At 69.9% G+C, this 13,789-nt stretch carries 10 protein-coding genes; 7 read left to right on the top strand and 3 right to left on the bottom strand.

The window, feature by feature from the left end; genetic code table 11:
* Position 1: 1 nt before the first annotated feature.
* Both CU254_RS05970 and CU254_RS05975 read right to left on the bottom strand, forming a co-directional pair.
* Positions 2–2,626 (bottom strand): helix-turn-helix transcriptional regulator, encoded by a 2,625-nt coding sequence (locus CU254_RS05970; protein ID WP_037712690.1) that lies wholly within the window; start codon positions 2,624–2,626, stop codon positions 2–4.
* Entirely contained in the window at positions 2,623–3,765 is a 1,143-nt protein-coding gene (locus CU254_RS05975) for a molecular chaperone DnaK (RefSeq protein WP_037712692.1), read from the bottom strand. Before CU254_RS05975 ends, CU254_RS05970 begins: the two co-directional genes overlap by 4 nt.
* Before the next feature lie 304 nt (positions 3,766–4,069).
* On the opposite strand from CU254_RS05975, the gene CU254_RS44790 reads away from it, so the two are divergent.
* From CU254_RS44790 to CU254_RS05990, 3 genes are all read left to right on the top strand, one after another.
* Positions 4,070–5,539, top strand: a complete 1,470-nt coding sequence (locus CU254_RS44790; RefSeq protein WP_037712694.1) for an IniB N-terminal domain-containing protein — start codon at positions 4,070–4,072, stop codon at positions 5,537–5,539.
* Positions 5,540–5,636: 97 nt separating this feature from the next.
* A complete protein-coding gene (locus CU254_RS05985; protein ID WP_037712696.1) occupies positions 5,637–7,409 on the top strand; it encodes a dynamin family protein in 1,773 nt (590 codons plus the stop codon).
* Positions 7,410–7,728: 319 nt separating this feature from the next.
* Positions 7,729–8,928 carry a GTPase gene (locus tag CU254_RS05990; RefSeq protein WP_037712698.1) on the top strand — a complete coding sequence of 400 codons (1,200 nt, stop codon included), beginning with the start codon at positions 7,729–7,731 and terminating at the stop codon, positions 8,926–8,928.
* 28 nt (positions 8,929–8,956) lie between these two features.
* Here CU254_RS05990 and CU254_RS05995 read toward each other — a convergent pair whose 3' ends face one another.
* Positions 8,957–9,343, bottom strand: coding sequence for a pyridoxamine 5'-phosphate oxidase family protein (locus CU254_RS05995; protein ID WP_009073732.1), 387 nt, complete (start codon positions 9,341–9,343; stop codon positions 8,957–8,959).
* A gap of 99 nt (positions 9,344–9,442) precedes the next feature.
* Here CU254_RS05995 and CU254_RS06000 point away from each other — a divergent pair, with 99 nt between their 5' ends.
* From CU254_RS06000 to CU254_RS06015, 4 genes are read left to right on the top strand one after another with little or no spacing between them, the layout of a single operon-like run.
* Complete coding sequence (locus CU254_RS06000) at positions 9,443–10,390, top strand: ABC transporter substrate-binding protein (protein ID WP_009073734.1); 948 nt, start codon at positions 9,443–9,445, stop codon at positions 10,388–10,390.
* Positions 10,377–11,270 (top strand): amino acid ABC transporter permease, encoded by an 894-nt coding sequence (locus tag CU254_RS06005; protein ID WP_009073736.1) that lies wholly within the window; start codon positions 10,377–10,379, stop codon positions 11,268–11,270. The genes CU254_RS06000 and CU254_RS06005 overlap by 14 nt, the downstream gene beginning before the upstream one ends.
* Positions 11,263–12,030: an amino acid ABC transporter ATP-binding protein gene (locus CU254_RS06010; protein ID WP_037716685.1), complete on the top strand. Its 768-nt coding sequence runs from the start codon at positions 11,263–11,265 to the stop codon at positions 12,028–12,030. Before CU254_RS06005 ends, CU254_RS06010 begins: the two co-directional genes overlap by 8 nt.
* Positions 12,027–13,754 carry an aminotransferase class V-fold PLP-dependent enzyme gene (locus CU254_RS06015; protein WP_009073739.1) on the top strand — a complete coding sequence of 576 codons (1,728 nt, stop codon included), beginning with the start codon at positions 12,027–12,029 and terminating at the stop codon, positions 13,752–13,754. Before CU254_RS06010 ends, CU254_RS06015 begins: the two co-directional genes overlap by 4 nt.
* Positions 13,755–13,789 lie beyond the last annotated feature (35 nt).

Here is a 13,789-nt window from a genome sequence, read left to right on the forward strand (position 1 = left end):
CTCAGTGCGCGGTCGGTTTGGCGAGGAGTTCGCGCAGGGTTGCGAGCAGTTCGCGACGGTCTGCGGCACCGAGTTTGCCGCGGATGCGGGCCATGTGGTGTTCGACAGTCTTGCCGGAAATGAAGAGTTTGCTGCCGGCTTGTTTGTAGGTCAGGCCGTCAACCACCAGACGGGCGACTTCAAGCTCGCGCTCGCTGAGTGCGCTCAGACCGGTCGCCGCGCCTGGTGCCGGGGTGGCGGACTCGAGACGTCCAGTCGTGCCTTGGAATTGCCGAGCCGCTTCGAGGAGTTGGACCATCGCCTTGCGGTCGGAGGTGCGAATCGCGGCTTGGCCAGCCAGGCGGGCAGCGTCCCAGCACAGGTCCAGCTCGTGAAGTTCCGCGGCTGCTGCGGAGATCTCGCCGGGATCGAACGTGCCGCCGAGCACCGCGAGCCAGCAGCCTGCCGCGCGGGCGAGCGCGGCCGGATAGCGGCCGCAGTCGGCGAAGCGGTTCAGTGCTGCCAGTTGCTTTTCGGCGGTGGCCCGGTCTTCCGTGGTGATCGCGGCGTGCAGTTCGTGCCAGCACAGCGAGACCGTCCACAAAGGAGGATTGCCGAGACGGTCGAGCATGGCGTGTGCACGCTCGAGCCGGCGGGACAGTTTGGCGTGCGCACCGGTCCGCGCGGCGGCGATTGCCAGTTCGCCCAATGGCAAGAGCGTGAACAAGTCCACCTGTTGACGCATGGACGCCTGATACGCCCGTTCCCACGACTGTTGCAGCCCGACCAAATCGCTCGCCCGGCGGGCGAGGCCGAGCTCCAGCGTCGCGAAGAACAGTTCGTCGCGTGCTTCTAGTTTGGTGCCAGCGACGGCGTCGCGGTGTTCAGTCGCCGCGGCGAGATGGCCGCCGGTCATCGCGACCCAGCCGAGCAGCAGCCGGTGCCGGGTTGCTAGCAAGTCGCCGCCGACGCTGCTGGCTAGTGCTCGTTCCAGCACCGATTCCGCGAGCGCCAATTCACCTGCGTGCAGGCCGGCGAGTGCGGCGAGTGCGGCTGGACTGTCCGGAAGCGGTGCACCGCCGACCGCTGGTTCGAGCATTGCTGCAGCGCCTACGAGCGTCGGCAACGCCTCTGTTCCGCAGCCCAACACCGATTCCACGATGCCGCTCGCTGTTCGCGCTGCGGCACCGGTGAACAACGTCGGCGCGACGCCCGGCGTCGGGACGTTGGCGACAGGTTGAACATCCGTGGCCTGGCCAGTGCCGACTAGGGCGATCGTGGCGAACGCATCCACCGCACCCGGGCCTACCCAGCGATAGCTTTCGCCGTTTGGCTGGGGTGACGTCGGGAACGCGGGATTGCCGGGAGCGTAAGCGGGGTCTGTACGCGACTCGGCCGTGTTCCCGTGATGGGGGAGTGCGGCATCTTGGGAGTTTGTGGAGGTGGCCGCCGCGTTGGGGCTTGCGTCGTCGGGGCGGGTGGAGTCGTGGCCGCCGGGGGTGGATACCGGTGTGGCTGCGTGTTGACGGGACCAGCTGTCCGTGGCGGCGGCCCAGCGGTACAGCTCTGCGGTGCGGGCTAGTTCGCCGCGGTGAGCCAGGACGGTCGCGGCGATCTCGGCGCCGGCGGCTCGTGCCTCGGGGTCGTCGCCGGACAGCATGCCGTCGCCTAGGCGGAGGGCGGTGTCCAAATCCCCAGACAGGGCGGCGGCGCGGGCCCAGCCCGTGGTGGTCGCGGCGTCGCGGGCACCGGCCTCCGCTGCGGCTTCAAAGAGCCGCGCGGCGTGTTTTGGGTCGGTGGCGAGTGCTTCGCTGGCGGCAGTCGCGAATGCGGTGGCCGCGGAGCCTCCGGAGCTGCCGGCGTCGAGCAGGGACGTCGCGAGGTCGAGTACGGGCAGGCCTTGCGCCAGCTGTGCTTCCACGAGTTGTTGCAGCACCGCTAAGCGACGGGCGGGCGGCCCGTAAGCGCGCACCGCTTCGGCGGCGGCAGGCAGGAGGTTGTCTTCGGCGTCGAGGAGACCGGTAGCGCGGGCCCCGTCGACTACTTCGGGCAGTTCGTCCGGTGTGCGCTCCAGCAACGAACACAGCAGGTCGAGGTTGCGGGCGGCACCGGCCTCGGCGGCGATGAGGTAGCGGAGAACGTCGTCGTCGAGTGCAGCCAGCTCGGCGCGGAAGTCCGCGAGACGGGCGGTTACGACTCGTTCCACGAGACGAGGGACGCCTCCGGTGCTGGCGTGCAGGGCGGAGGCGTCCGCGGTGCGTCCGGTGAGTTGTTTGGCGAGTTTGCCGACTTCGTCGACGGTGAGCGGCGGCAGCAGCAGCGTTTCGCCGAGGGACCGCAACGCTTGTGCGCGAGGGTTTGGACGATGTGCCACCACAAGCGGTCCCTCTTTGGCGGCCGCGAGCATGGTGAGCCTGGTCAGGTCATCGTCGTCGAGCTGGTCGGCGTCGTCGACGACGGTGGCCTCGACGCCAGCTTCGCGGTAGCTGCGATCGAGGGCGCCCAGCAAGGCAGTCTTGCCGTAGCCTCCCGGCGCGACGACCACGAGCCGGACTGGGGTCGCGGGGGTGTCGGCGAGTTCTTCAAGGAGGCGGCGGGCTGCGGGGTGGACGGCGTCGTTGCCGGTTTTCGCCAGCAGTGCGTTCAACAGTGACCTTCACCGGAGGGAGCTGTGGCTGGGTGGGCGCACGAGCTCAGGACAGGGGGACGGGGAGAAACGGGTTCCTTGTCGGCGGTCGCTTCGTGGGACGTGAGGACCGCGATCAAGATCGAGGAGCTGACCGCCAGCACTGCCGCCGCGGCGGCGAGCGGTCGCCATCGACGCAACAGTTTGGCAGCGCCCTCGGGCTCCGGCAGCGTGAATGGAGTGATCTCCACCGGCGGCCGCTCGGGTCTTTCGGGAAGTTCGGGTTCGCGGTCGACTCGCGGAAGCAAGGTGGTTTCGGGGGCGGGGGCTTCCCGTCGAGCGAGGGGGCGCGTCCGCTGGCTGGCGAGGATCCCGGCCCCGATGGCGGCCGTATCCGCAGGTTGCGGGCCCAGGAAGAACGGGCAGGGCAGGCGTCCTGGGCGAGTGCCTGGGCCGGGTTCGCCGCAGAACACGATGCCCGCCAGCGACTCGGGGGCGACGTTGGCCGCCTGCGCGAGGCCAAAGGCTGTCTTGACCGCGGAATTCGGTGCTATGCCCTCGGCGCTGTTGCGGGCGATCCAGCCGCTGGCTCCCGAGGCGGTCGCCAGGGTGACGGTGACGCCGTCCGGCCCGAACTCGCACACCGCGGCCGTTCGGTCGCCCGCGCCGGGTTCTGGGAGGTGGGCATAGAGGGCGGCGACCGCGCTGGGCACGAGAGTGACCGCCGTGAAACCGGACTCCGCGAGCGACTGCCGCAGGAGTTCGCGTCGGTAACCGCCCCAGTCACCGGGGTGGGTGACGACGAGCTGGCGGGCCGGTCCGCCGGCCTGGCTGGCCGCGACGTCGGCGATGCCTTCGACGAAGACGGTCGTCAGCGATTCCGGCGTGAAGGGTTCTGTGCCTAGGAAGACCGGCACGTCGTCGCCGATGCGGCGGTGGAAACCCGTGATCAGCCGGGACGGCACTGCGGTGCCGGCTTGCGCGGCCGAGTCGCCGGTGAGCAGGTAGCCCTCGTCGTCGAGGAAGAGCGCGGTCGCGGTCGCCGGCGTGCTCTCGCCCAGCCACAACGGCTCGGGATCGTCCCACCGGTCACCTTGCCGGCGACGGAGCGCGGCGTGGGTCCGGGCAGCGCCGAGGTCGATGCCGAGCACGTAGGGCACCGCCGCTTCCTCCCTTCGTCGCAGTCAGGGTTCGGCCAAGGGGCGTAACTCACTGAACGGATACGCATCCTCACCCGTTCGGGTCAGACGGGCAAGAGTGGGGTGGGATTTAACCCAACCGGGTTCCGCGTGTCCGATCCCCTAACTCCCTAACGATCTCATATCGACCCCCTAACGGCTGAGCGAGGCGCGACTGGGTGTAAACCCCGATGTGAGCGCGGGTGCCCCGTCCCTACGTTGGGCGCCACGCTCGGCCGGGGACGGCCGGGCATCCCCCGTAATCACTACAAGTGGAGATCCCCCCATGGATTCGGTGCAGACTCTGCACGACTTCACGCTCAGCTTGCTCCAAGACCCGTCCGCGCTCGCCGCTTTCGGCCAGGACCCGCAGGCCGCGCTGGCCGCTGCTGGGCTGGGCGACATCAGCGCCGCCGATGTGAACGAGGTCGCCCCGCTGGTGCTCGACTACGTGCCGGTGGACCACCTGGCCTCGCTCGGCCAGCTGCCCCAGGCGGGCGACTTGACCACTGCGCTCGGCGACGGCCCGCAGGGCGCGATCGAGCAGCTGCAGGCGCTGACCGCTTCGCTCGGCGTTTCGGCTGGCGGCGGGGCGGCTGGCGGCGCGTCGGCGTCCGCGGGCACGCCCGGGCTTCCGGGTCTCGGCGAGCTGCCGTCGGTGCCGGGCGTGGGCGAGCTGCCCGGCCTCGGCGAGCTGCCGGGTGCCGGTGCGTTGCCGGGCGTCGGCGAGCTGCCGGGCGCGGGTGAGTTGCCGGGCGTCGGCGACCTGCCTGGTATCGGCGAACTGCCCGGCGTCGGCGACGTGGCTGGTGCTTCGGCGCTGCCCGCGGTTGGCGAGCTTCCGGGCCGTGGTGACCTGCCGTCGCTGCCGGGTGTGGGCGAGCTGCCCGGGCTCGGCGAACTGCCGGGTGCCGGTGCGCTTCCGGGTGTCGGCGATCTGCCCGGCGTCGGTGAGCTGCCGGGTGCAGGTGCGTTGCCGGGCGTCGGCGAGCTGCCGGGCGCGGGTGCGCTGCCGGGTGTCGGTGAACTGCCGGGTCTCGGCGAGCTGCCCGGCGTCGGCGACGTCGCCAGTGCCGTTCCGGCGCTGCCCGCGGCTGGCGAGCTGCCGTCGGTTCCGGCGGGGCCGGGTCTTCCGGCCGTCCCGGGGCTGTCCTCGGCGCCGGGGCTCGGCGACGTGCAGAACGCTGCCGCGTCCGTCACCGCGCTGGTGCAGAACCCGACCAGCGCGCTCTCCCTCGGCAACGACCTGGCCAGCGGGCTGGACTCCAACGCCGTCGCGCAGGCGAGCGGCCAGGCGGCCACCGCGGCTGACGGTGCGGTCTCGCAGGTGCAGCACGTCGGCGGCGAGCTCGCCGCGGCTTCGCCGGTCAGCCTCGGCGACCTGCCGGTCGCGAACTCCGCCGGACAGGTCGCTGGCCACGCGACTGAGGCTGGCGGCGGGATCGCCGGGCACGTCAGCGACACTGTGGGGACCGTCACCGAGAACGTCGGCAGCCTGAGCAACACGCTCAGCGCCAACGGGCTGAACCACGCGGTGAACGGCGTGACCCAGCAGGCGCACTCGCTCGTTTCGCACGGCGACGCCGAGCGTTCCGACGCCGCGACCGAGACGCACACCGGGACCGACGCGGGCGTCGGCATGGTGCACGACACCGTCTCGTCGGTTTCCGACCTCGGGCACCAGGGCCTCGGCCTTGACCTGCACGCCGGTGCGGAAACCTCGCACGGCGGCGGTGAGCTGCACCTTTCCCTCTGAGCAGAGGTAATCCGGGAGTGGCTCCGCGGTCTGGGTGCGACCGCGGAGCCACCACCCGGTTCGGATACTCCCCGTACACGGGGGACACTGGTTCGCCGTGACGGCTCCAGCTTGGCTCGAAGTGCTCGCCGAGACCGCGGATGCCTGCCGGACGCACGGCCGCGAAGACCTGGCGCAACGCCTTCGCCGGCGTCAGGACCGGCCGCCGGGAGGCACGCGGGTCGCGGTGCTCGGATTTCCCAAGCAAGGCAAGGGCTACCTGGTCAACGCGGTGCTCAACGCGCCGGTCTGCCCGGTCGGCGACGCGGCGACCCCCGCGGTGCCGATCGAGGTCGCGTACGCGGCCGAACCCGGCGCGACGCTCGTCGGACGCGCCGAAGAACGCATCCCGGTCGAGATCGAGAAGCTGACCGGCGAGGTCGGCGCCCGGCCGGCCGGGTCCCTGCGGCGGGTCGAGGTCGGGGTGCCGCGCGATTTGCTGTCCGCGGGCTTGGTGCTCATCGACACCCCGGCGATCGGCGACCCGAGATCGCCTCGCACCGCTGCCGCTCTGGACGTTCTCGCGGACGCGGACGCGGTCATTCTCGTTTCCGACGCCGCCGCTCCGCTGGATCAGGCCGAACTGGCGTTGGCGCACCACATCCGGACCTGGTGCCCGCACGTGGTAGTCGCACTGACCAAGATCGATGTCAGCCCCGGATGGCGCACGGTTGCCGAACAGAACCGCACCGCGTTGTCGGCAGCGGGGATCGATTCGCCGGTGCTGCCCGTGTCGGCGACGGTTCGGTTCGCCGCGGCCAAGGGCGGTGACCAAGACCTCAACGCGCGGTCCGGGTTCCCGGAGCTGCTTTCCTGGATCGCGACGCAGGTGTCGCGGCCCGCGGAGAGCACGGCTGCTTTGCTCGCGGCGGTGAGTGTGCGCGCTGCGGCGGCCGAGCTGGTCGAGACGTTGCGGGCGCGCGCCGAGGCGGCGGGACAGGAAGCGGGCGTTGATCAGACGACGCTGCTGCAACGTTCGCAGCGCCGCGCTGACGAGTTGCGCCGACGCAACAGCCGCTGGCAGAACCTGCTGGCGGACGAGATCGCTGACCTCCAGTCCGACGCGGAGTACGACCTGCGCGAACGCACCCGGAAGATCGTCGAGACGATTGACGAGACCTTCGACCGCGGGGACCCGGTGAAGGTGTGGGACGAGTTCGGGCCGTGGCTGGACAGCACGCTCGCGGAAGCGGTCGAGACGACCTACACCTTCGCGGCCGAGCGCGCGGAGTGGATCGCGCAGGCGGTGGCGGTGAGCTTCGGCGCGCAGTACGACCTGCCGGACCTGGCGTTGACCGACTCCGGCGCGGACCGGATCGCCGAGGTGCGGCAGCCGCGGATCGAACGGTTCAAGATCGGGCAGAAAGCGTTCACCGGGCTGCGCGGTTCGTATGGCGGCGTGCTGATGTTCGGCCTCGTGACCGGCTTGGCGGGGCTGCCGTTGATCAACCCGGTGTCGATCGGCGCGGGGGTCGCGTTCGCGGCGAAGACGATCAGCGACGAGGGCGGCATGCGGCTGCAACGCCGGCAGGCGGTGGCGAAGATGACCGCGCAACGGCACGTCGACGACGTGTTCCTGCGGTTCAGCAAGGAATGCCGCGACGCGATCCGCCACGTGCAGCGACGGTTGCGGGACCACTTCACCGAACTCGCGGACGGTCTTGCCGACGAGCTGACGCGGGAGCGCGAGATGATCATCGCCGGATCGGCCGAGCGGGAGCGGCGCAGCGCGGCGCTGCGGCGGGAGATCGACCGGCTCGCGGGATTGCACAAGCGGGCCGGGGAGTTGGGGATGCTGGCCAACCGGGCCCCTAAGGAGTTGTCTGCGTGACCGGCGGGGCGGCCTGGTCGCGGCGAGCTTGAGCGGGTTTCCGCATCGTGGGCGTCAGTTGGTCTCGATGCGTTGCACTGCGACGAGTCCGCGTGGCCCAGCCGCGTCGGTTGGTGGCGGCTTGCTTCGGCGGGGGCGAACCGGTTTGGGAGGCGGCACTGCGGGCTGGAAGGGCTTGGCGGTCGGGAATGTGTCGTTCTTGGGCGGTTGAGGGCGGTTTCGGCTGAGGTCGGCTGGGCAACGGCGGGACTCGGTGAGCGGCGCATTGCCGGGTAGCCGAGGATGTTCGGGGCGAGTCGAGTGAGGAGTGGTGTCGCGCGTGGTTGAGGACGTTCGGGCGCTTCTGGCGGATGCTTCTGCGTACTACCGCGACAGCCCGAGGGCTTCGGCGTTGCTGGGGGAAGCGCTTGACCATCTCGACGAGCCGCTCCGGGTGGGCATCGGAGGGGCTGCGGGCACGGGGAAATCGACGTTGACCGCCGCGTTGGGGGACTGGCCGACGCGGGCGTTGCGCGATCTGGAGTTTCTCGACGCGCCGCACCCGTCGACGCTCACCGACGCCTCCGTACAGCTGCTACGTCACCTTGAACCCGACCACTTGGCGACGTTGCGTCCGACAGCGCCTTCGGCGTTCGCGCGACAGACGGCCGTCGACACGATCCTTGTGCTGGCGCGCGCGGACGAGACCGGCGCTGGGCGAATCGACGCACTGCTTACCGCGAAGCAGATAGCGCGGCGCGCGTGGCGCGAAGACCCGCTGTGCAGCGGATTCCAAGGCGTGATCGCGGTGGCGGCGCAGCTTGCGTACGGGGCGCGCGCGTTCACTGATGACGAGTTCGAACTTCTCGCGGCCTTCGCGGCTGTACCGCGTGAGGAGTTGGAGCGGTATCTGCTGTCGGTCGACACCTTTACTGATCCAGCGTTTCCGGGACCAGTGTCGGTCGAGACGCGACGGTCGTTGGTAGTGCGCTTCGGGTTGTTCGGAGTGAAGCTGGCACTCACGTTGATCCGTACGGGCTGTGACGACCGCGTGAAGCTGTCGGCGGAACTGGTGCGGCGTAGCGGTCTTGGCGAGCTTCGCGACACTATCGCGGGTTGTTTCGCCGCGCGTGCGGACGCGTTGCGTGCGCGGACGGCGTTGATTCGGTTGGAGACCGTGCTGAACGCGGAGCCGCGACCGCACAGTGATCGGCTTGCGGCGCGGGTCGAGCGGTTTTCGGCCAGTGCGCACGACTTCCGTGAGTTGCGGTTGATCGCGGACATTCGCGGCGGGCGGACGGCGTTGGCGGGGGAGTCCGCGGAGGAGGCCGTGCGGTTGCTGGGCGCGGAGGGGACCGCGTCGGAGGAGCGGCTGGGGCTCGCGGAGGGTACGGATCCGCGCGAGATGTACGAAGCCGGGCTCGACGCGGTGATGCGGTGGCGGCACGAGGCGGAGCGGCCGGACCGCGCGTTGGCGGACCGGGCCGCGGCGCAGGTTGTGGTGCGCAGTGCGGAAGGGTTGCTGGCGCAGTTCGTGTGACCGGGGCGAAAGCCCAACCCGCAGAGCCTCAGGCGTTGCCCAGCACCCGTCCGATGGTGAGTTCCAAGACCACTCGCTGCGGGTTTTCCCGCGGCTGCCGGTACCGCTGGGCGTAACGCTCCTCGGCGTCGCGGACTGAAGCGGCATCGTCGAGGAGACGGATCCGGCCTTCCATCGTGGACCAAGTCCGGCCCTCGAACTGGCACACCGCGGCAGCCAGCCCAGCGTCTCCAGCGGCGCGGATAAGGCGCGCCTTGTACGAGGTCCCGGAGGCGATCACGCGGGCGATGCCCTGCTCGAAGTCGACCGTCACGCCCACCGCGACCACGTGCGGCGTCCCGTTGGGCCGGACCGTCGTGAGCGACGCGAGCCGTCGTTCGGTCCAGAACTGGCGGAGGCTCTCGTCGGGTGTCATGTCCGCACGCTAGACGAGACAGAAATTCAACTGCTTGTTGACCTCTTTAACAACCAGTTGTAGCGTCCCGCGGAACCAACGACGTCCTGGAGGGTCCGCATGTCGGCGCTTCGTTCCCGTGCCTGGCAGGCCGCTGTGCTCGGCGGTCTGCTCGCGTTCGCTACTGCCTGTGGAGGGGGTCCCGACGGGGCCGGCGGCGGGCAGCCGCAGAAGCCGAGCGCTGTTCCGGACAACACCGCGTTGCTCGGGTCGATCAAGGCCGACCCGCAGCTCGCCGGAGCGTTGCCGCCGGCGGTGGCGCAGGCCAAGACATTGCGGCTGGCGTCCAACATCCAGTCGGCGCCGAACAACTTCTACGCCGCGGACGGCAAGACGCCGATCGGCTACGAGGTCGATCTCGCCAAGGCCGTCGGGGCGAAGCTCGGGGTGACCGTCGCCTACCAGGACCTGGCGTTCGGTTCGCTGATCACGAGCCTGCAGTCCGGCCGCGTCGACCTGACCATGGCCGCGATGAACGACACCAAGGAACGCCAGCAGCAGATCGACTTCGTCGACTACTTCTCGTCCGGCATCACGATCATGATCCGCAAGGGCAACCCGGACGGCATCACCGGGCCGGACACGTTGTGCGGCAAGAACGTGGCGGTCGTGCAGGGCACCAGCCACCAGAAGTTCGCCACCGCGCAGAGCGCGAAATGCACCCAGGCGGGCAAGCCGGCGATCACGGTCACCGCGACCGACAGCGACAACCAGAACCAGAATCAGCTGCGGACCGGTCGCGTCGCGGCGATTCTCAACGACCTGCCGAGCGCGGTCTACATTTCGCGCACCGCGGGCGACGGCAAGTTCTTCGAGGTCGTGCCCGGCCAGCCGATCGAGGGCGGGCCGTACGGGATGGGCTTCGCGAAGAACAACTCGAAGCTGCGCGACGCCGTCAAACAAGCGTTGCAGTCGCTCGTCGCGGACGGGACGTACGGCAAGATCCTGCAGTCCTGGGGCGTCGAGCAGGGCGCGATCAAGGAGGCGGCCGTCAATGGCGGAAGCTGAACCGCTGCCGATCGTCCGGCTGCGGCACTGGGGACGCTGGGTCAGCGCGGCGGTGATCGTCGCCCTGCTGGTGCTGCTGGGTTTCGCGCTCGCGCAGGCGCAGATCGAGTGGGGTTCGGTACCGGACTTCGTCTTCTACCGCGTGATGGCGCTCGGGCTGCTCAACACCGTCGTGCTGGCGGTGATCGCGCAGGCGATCGCGATCGTGCTCGGCGTCCTGATCGCGTTGCTGCGGCTGAGCGCCAACCCGGTCGCGAAGTGGTTCGCGGCGGCCTACATCTGGCTGTTCCGCGGGCTTCCGGTGCTGCTGCAGATCCTGATTTGGTACAACCTGGCGCTGATCTTCCCGACCGTCTCGATCCCGCTGCCCTTCTGCGGCTATCTCGTCCACGAGCCGACGAACGTGCTGATCAGCGCGTTCACCGCGGCATTGCTCGGGCTGGCGCTGAACGAGAGCGCGTACATGGCGGAGATCGTTCGTGCCGGGCTGACCAGCGTCGACGCAGGGCAGACCGAGGCGGCGAAGTCCATCGGCATGACGCCGGGCGCGACGTTGCGCCGGGTCGTTCTTCCGCAGGCGATGCGCGTGATCATCCCGCCGACCGGCAACGACTTCATCAACATGCTCAAGGGCACGTCGATGGCGTCGGTGATCGGCGTGACCGAGCTGATCCACGCGGCCAACAACATCTCGTCCAACAACCTGCTGGTGATGGAGACGCTCATCGCGGCGGCGATCTGGTACATGGTCGTGGTGACGGTGGCGGGCATCGGCCAGCACTACCTTGAACGTTCGTTCGGGGCGGCCGACCGGAGTCCGGTCGCGCGGGTCGGGAAGGCGTTCAAGGGGATGCCGCTGGTGAGGGGTGCGCGTGTCTGAACCGTTGCTGAAAGCTGTCGGGGTCCGCAAGAACTACGGGCACACCGAGGTGCTCAAGGGCATCGACCTGGAGGTCCGCAAAGGACAGGTGGTGTGCCTGCTCGGACCGTCGGGAGCGGGGAAGAGCACGTTTCTGCGCTGCCTCAACCATCTCGAGACGATCGACGGCGGCCAGGTCTGGGTGGACGGCGAGCCGATCGGGTTCAAGCTCCGCGGCGGCAAGCTGTACGAGCTGCGGGAGAAGGACGTCGCCCGGCAGCGCCGGGACATCGGCATGGTCTTCCAGCGCTTCAACCTGTTCGGGCACCGGACCGCGCTGGAGAACGTGGTCGAGGGACCGGTGCGGGTGCTCGGCGTGGACCCGGACAAGGCGCGGAAAGAGGCGCTGGACCTGCTCGACCGCGTCGGGCTCGCGGACCGGGCGGGCGCGTACCCGGGGCAGCTGTCCGGCGGGCAGCAGCAGCGCGTCGCGATCGCGCGGTCGCTGGCGATGAAGCCGAAGCTCATGCTGTTCGACGAGCCGACGTCCGCGCTGGACCCGGAGCTGGTCGGGGAGGTGCTCGCGGTGATGGGTACGTTGGCTCGGGAGGGGATGACGATGGTGGTCGTGACGCACGAGATGGCCTTCGCCGCGGAGGCCGCCGACGAGGTGGTCTTCCTCGCCGACGGCGCGGTGGTCGAAACGGGGCCGCCCGAACGCGTGCTGAAGTCCCCGGACCACGAGCGGACGCGGCAGTTCCTCGCGCGGGTCCTCTCGTGACCCGGATCCCGCCCCGGTACCTGCTCCAGTTCGACGAGCCCGCGGGCTACCTGGACTTCGCGCGGTTCGGGCCGCCGTCGCACATTGTCTTAGACACCACCGCGCGGCTGCTGGAGGCGACGACCAAGGCCGGTCCGTCCACTGTGGACGAGCTGATGCGGCAGGAGATCCGCGCGAAAGCGGCGGCCGCGCGGCTCTGCGGCAGCGACACCGACCACACCGTGCTGCTCCCGCACACCAGCCTCGGTCTGTTCCAGGCCGCGTTCAACAGCCACGGCGAAGTGCTCGTGTCGGCCGCGGAATTCCCGGCCAACACGTATCCGTGGGCGCGTGCCGAACAGGCCGGGCGGGTGCGGATGCGGCGGCTGGAAGGCGGTTACGTCACCGCCGACCGGCTCGCGGACGCGCTCACTCCGGAAACCGCTGTCGTTTCGGTGAGCGCGGTCGATTTCCGCACTGGCTACCGGGCCGATCTCGCCGCGCTGCGCGAGGTGGTCGGCGACCGGCTGCTGGTGGTCGACGGGATCCAGGGCTTCGGGGTGATCGACGCGCCGTGGGAAGTCGCCGACGTGCTCGTGGTCGGCGGGCAGAAGTGGTTGCGCGCGGGCTGGGGCACCGGATTCGCCGTGCTGTCCGACCGGGCGCTCGCGCGAATGGACCCGATCCTCTCCGGGTGGACCGGCGCGCGCGATCCCGGCTTGTTCGACAACGAGATCCACCCGGCCGACCCGACCGCGGCCAGCTGGTCGATCTCGAACCTCAGCCCGGTCACGTCCGGCGCCTTCGCGGCGGCGCTCGAACTGGTCGAGGAAACGGGCGTCGCGGCGATCGCGAACCGGATCGGCGAACGCGTCGGCGAACTCGAAGAAGTGCTGCGTTCGTTCGGTGCGGAGATCGTGTCGGCGACTGAGCGGCGGGCCGGGATTCTCGCGTTCTCGTTGCCGGACAAACCCGCGGAGCAGGTCGGGGCGGCGTTGACGGCGGCGGGGATCGCGGCGACGGTCCGTCCGGAACACGTCCGGTTGTCGCCGCACGCGTCGACCCCGGCGGCGGCTGCTGACCTGGTGCGGGATGCGTTGGAAACGCTGCTGCGGCCTCGCCGGGTCGTGCCGGTCGCGTCGGCTTCGGGCACGGCGACGCATGAGCTGCTCACCGCGCTGATTCCGGCGGTGGACGGGCTGGCGGCGATGCTCGGTCCGGGCAACGAGGTGCTGCTGCACGACCTGTCGAAGCTGCCGGATTCGATCGTCGCGATCGCGGGGAAGCTCACCGGCCGCTCGGTCGGCGGGCCGATGACGGATCTGCTGCTCGGGCTCGTCCGGCGGGGCACGACGCAGGATCTGACCAACTACCGCACGCACAGTCCGGACGGGCGCGAGATCCGTTCGTCCACGCTGTTTCTGCGCGACGCCGAGGGTACCGCGATCGGGTGTTTGTGCGTGAACAGCGAACTTCCGGCCGCGGCGCAGACGTCCGAGGAACGGAGGGAGGAGACGTTCCTGCCCGACGTCGACAGCCTGCAGCGGTTCCTCGTCGGACGCGCGATCGGGAAGTCCGGGATTCCGGTGGAGCTGATGAAGAAGCGGCACAAATCGGCGGTGGTGCGCGAGCTGGACGAGGCCGGGTACTTCCTGATCAAGGACGCGGTCGACCATCTGGCCGGGCAGCTCGAGGTGACGCGCTACACGATTTACAACTATCTCAATGAGATCCGGGCTGGGTAGCCGCTCCGCCGGGCTTGCGGCCAAGCCGGGGCGGG

Source organism: Amycolatopsis sp. AA4, from assembly GCF_002796545.1.
Lineage (GTDB): Bacteria > Actinomycetota > Actinomycetes > Mycobacteriales > Pseudonocardiaceae > Amycolatopsis.